The 3,687-nt window shown below is 57.4% G+C and carries 2 protein-coding genes and 1 pseudogene; 1 reads left to right on the forward strand and 2 read right to left on the reverse strand.

Annotated elements, in window-relative coordinates; genetic code table 11:
- Window positions 1-90 (forward strand): annotated as a pseudogene (locus EV657_RS21215) (IS5/IS1182 family transposase); the annotation flags it as partial.
- 395 nt (window positions 91-485) lie between these two features.
- Here the strand turns inward: EV657_RS21215 and EV657_RS21220 are convergent.
- Together EV657_RS21220 and EV657_RS21225 are read right to left on the reverse strand one after the other, a co-directional pair.
- Window positions 486-2,141: a DUF6119 family protein gene (locus EV657_RS21220; protein WP_134079841.1), complete on the reverse strand. Its 1,656-nt coding sequence runs from the start codon at window positions 2,139-2,141 to the stop codon at window positions 486-488.
- The gene (locus tag EV657_RS21225; protein ID WP_108129507.1) at window positions 2,138-3,478 is read right to left on the reverse strand and encodes a hypothetical protein; all 1,341 of its coding nucleotides are present in this window, start codon (window positions 3,476-3,478) and stop codon (window positions 2,138-2,140) included. The genes EV657_RS21220 and EV657_RS21225 overlap by 4 nt, the downstream gene beginning before the upstream one ends.
- Window positions 3,479-3,687: the final 209 nt, after the last annotated feature.

The following is a 3,687-nucleotide window of genomic DNA, read 5'->3' on the forward strand; positions in this document are numbered from 1 at the left end:
GCGACCCGCTACGACAAGACCGCTGAGAGCTTCCTCGGCTTCATTGACATCACGTCGATCCGTCTCTGGGTCCGCCATTTGTCAACATGACCTAATGATGACTTCGTCAGAAATTGGATCGCCGACCTGCATAGCTATTCCCCCACATCTTGGCCGGGGAAGTATGCATAAAGCATAGGTCTCGGCGCGTGAGGAATTCTCAGTCTCAACTGAATGTTAGGCGCCGGAGCAGAGCTTTGTGCTGCCCTGGGCTGCCTACGATTGGCGATTCAGGGTCGCCAAGAGTTCCATTGCCGTCACCGCTATAGGCTCTGGCACGAAGGGCGGAAGGCGGACGTTCGCCGCGCTTGTCACGAATGACTGCAGTGCGTCAAGAGAACCAGAATTTATTTAGTACATGTTGAGAATATGTTGTGTGAGGACCGCGCTTGAGGGCCTTAGGTTACTTGCCTACTGCCTTGGGGTGGTGGGGTTTAGTCTTTCGGTTATTCTATAACCTCCGCATCCTCTTCAGCGGCTTTCTTGGATCGTTTTGCTTTCGCCTTTGCGCCAGACTTCGGCTTCTCGATCCAGGCGAAAGCCCATTTGTAGCCGAGCGCGTGCAATTCGCGCGCAGCCTGGCGGAACGACACCAAGCTGAAGAAGGGGAGTTTCGGCTTATCAGATGCAGCAATGACGCTGTAGACGACGGTGAAATCACCACGGGTGAAGTCATTCCCGGAATTCGGAATGATGTCCTGGTAGCCGGTCTGTCCGGTTTCAGCCTGGACTGCGATCACTTCGTTCCGAACGCTGTCGCGCGACGGTGGGTCGGTCGCGAGGACACGTGCGGAGACGGTCCCTTGGCTGAAAAGGTGACTGAGTCGAGACGAGGACGTCTTGTCCTTAACGTGGATCAGTTGACGCTCACGGCCGAGAAAGTCGCAAGCTTCGATCTTGCTCGCCGCACCTGTTGGCTTGATGAGCCGACGGTCTAAGCAGATCATGTCCGCATCCAGACCGGCGACACGCTTGTTGTAGGTCTCTTCTGTCTCGTCAGCCTCAGCGGCAGGCATGTCGACCTTGCTTGTCGTGTCGAAAAACTCCTGTACCTCTTTGGCGAGGTTCTGGTCAATCTGGTACCAGCGGCCTCCAGAGAAGACGTAGGTCGTGCCATCGAGTTCTGTTTCGAACACGATGCATTCCCGCAACTTCCACTTCCCACCACAGTCGTGGCCATCATCATCGACTTCGTGGACGGTGTGATTGCGGAGGTCCTCGTCCGAATAGCCGGCTTTCTCGCGCTCCTTCAATGCGTCGAGGTAACCGGGCAAGTCGAGGTCGGCATAAAGCTGCCAGCTGCGAAAACCCTTGTAGCGGATGAGGCTTGATTTCTCAGGGTCGTAAATGACCGGAAACGCGAGGTGAATACCGTCGGTCTCGCCTTCGTCAACCGCCTTCGCCAAAGCTTCAACCAGCCTGGCGTCCAGCTTGTCGATCAATTCTTGCTCGCGGATGTGGCGAATCTGGTCGATCCATCCGAAGTCGGTCTTGTAGTCGGTCTTCTGGTAGATTGCATACGTGTCCGCGCAAGCCTTGGCGAGTTCCGCAATCTCAAGCTTTCGGTTGAGCGTCAGGCCGTCGGTCCCCGCCACATAGGAGCCGAAGCCTGCATCCTTGGGCGTCCCCGCCAGACCACGGACAAGGTCACGCTCGATGTCGATGGCGAAGGCAGTCTGATCGGAGCCCCGGCTGGTCTGCGTACGTCGGGAAAGGGTATTCTCATCCGGTGTCCGAACGTCCGCGCTTTTTAACTGCTTCGGGTCAACCGAGTTGAGAACGACCCGAAGCCCAAAATCCTGCTCGAACGCCGCAGGATCAAGCTTGACGTGACCCATGCCAAAAGACACGGCGAACCAGCGCCCTGACGCCTGGACGAACACGAGTCCGAAGGCTGTGTGGTTGAAAACCTTCTTCTTCTCGTCTTCTGACAGTTCGAGAAATCCCGCCCATTTCGGCGCACCGCCGCCGAGCGTTGCCAATGAAATGAGTGCGCCTTCCAGCTTGTCCCATGGTGTTAGGTCTACACCGTCGCGCACTGCGTCAGCGGGGGCGAGGCGATCTCGAAGTAGGCGAATTGAAAGCTTCTGAGTATTGCTCATTCAGCGGCCTCCATTTCGGACGCGTGAGGAGGCGAGGTGTGCTTGATGGCGATCGTGACGGTCTTCCCTGTTTCCAGCACCTGCCGGACAATCTCGCTGAGTACAGCGGATTGCTCTATCGACGTGCCTACCCACGATCCAGCTACGAGCCCGACAAACTCCGAATTGTTGATTCGACGACCGACGTTCTTGAAGGTCAGAACCTTGCCGCCGCGCGGTCCCTTGAACAGACCAGCGGCATCCGCTCGTTTCCATAAATCGAGAGGCAGATAGATACCCTTGAAGAGTCCCTTGTCGTCGGGGTTGAAGACGACGCGCGGACAGAACTTTAGGAAAAACGGATTGTCCGAGAAGCGGAACCCATCAGGGTGCTCACCGCTTGGGAGCTTCCTGAGCTCGGCCAGTAGGGTTTCCATCCGCTGAACTTCGTCGCAGAACTGATCCTTCGCCCGCCAACGAAATTCCACCTCGTCTTCGCGCTTCTCCATCGCCTTGTATTGGACCATCACGAAGCTGCGGTAGGCTTCGTTGAAGTAGATGAGGTCGGCGCCAGTCTGTTGTTCGAGGGGAAGACGGTTGGCCATGATCACCGTCAACCGCTTCGACGAATCCTCTTCGCTCGCGAACACCTTCGAGCCGTAGTGGGTGGTCTCGCCCATAGCTTCAAAGCCCGGCACGGTCGAGAAGTCGGACAAAAGCATAGCATCTTCCCGAACCTGTGCGCCCGGCAGTCCATCAAGGAAGGATTGCTGTGAAGCGTCCGTCGGGGTCCACGCCAAAAGGTCATCTCGCGACATGCCAGCAATCTCGAGTGCGAGGCCGAGCGTTTCCTTCTGGTAGGCGAGGTTTTCGCGGGCACGGGGCTCGAGCCGCCGCAGCGCTTGGGCGCGGCGCTCGGAATAGCGCGCAAGGCGTGGGCTGACGGTCTCATCGAGTTGCGTGATACGATCAACAAATGCGCCGAGCGACTTTGGTGGGAGCAGGCCGCCTGTTTCCAAGCGTTGCTTGACGTGCCGGGCAACGCGTATGTCGATACCAGCAAGGATCTCATCGAAGCTCACGGGCCGCTTCAGCGGTTGGAGTTCTTCGAGATTCAGCCGGACGAGGCCTGTGCCCGCTGACTGTCCTTTTCGTCCGCCGGCGATGTGAGTGATGAAGCCATCCTCGAAGGACGCGAAGACGGCAAGCGGCGCGCGACGGCTGTGGTCGAAGCGCGGAACAGGTTCCGAGACAAAGGGTTTCGGCGAATAAAACGAACCGCCATGTTCGGCTTCGTTGAGCAGCAACTCTCTCCTTTGCTTCGGGACCCGAAGAATGTAGCCACCAGCCGCCACCATCGTTTTATGTCCTTCTTCGTAGAGCGGGCGCCAAAGCAAAAAACTCCAAAGCATTAAGGCTTACGGCTAGCCGGAAAAGACTCGAGATAATAATCCAATAAGCTTGACTTGTATGTAAGCGCTGTCTGCGCCCCACGCGGGATCAGCTTGACGGGTTGAAGTTCCAGGGCAGGAGCTCGTCGATCCTGCTGGCCGGGTGACCGGCGGCG

It is taken from the genome of Rhodovulum visakhapatnamense (assembly GCF_004365965.1).
GTDB classification, from domain to species: Bacteria; Pseudomonadota; Alphaproteobacteria; order Rhodobacterales; family Rhodobacteraceae; genus Rhodovulum; species Rhodovulum visakhapatnamense.

What these genes read in the sequence shown, in the direction of transcription:
- EV657_RS21220 (WP_134079841.1), bottom strand. Translation starts at nt 2,141, where the DNA reads ATGAGCAATACTCAGAAGCTTTCAATTCGCCTACTTCGAGATCGCCTC.
- EV657_RS21225 (WP_108129507.1), bottom strand. Translation starts at nt 3,478, where the DNA reads ATGGTGGCGGCTGGTGGCTACATTCTTCGGGTCCCGAAGCAAAGGAGA.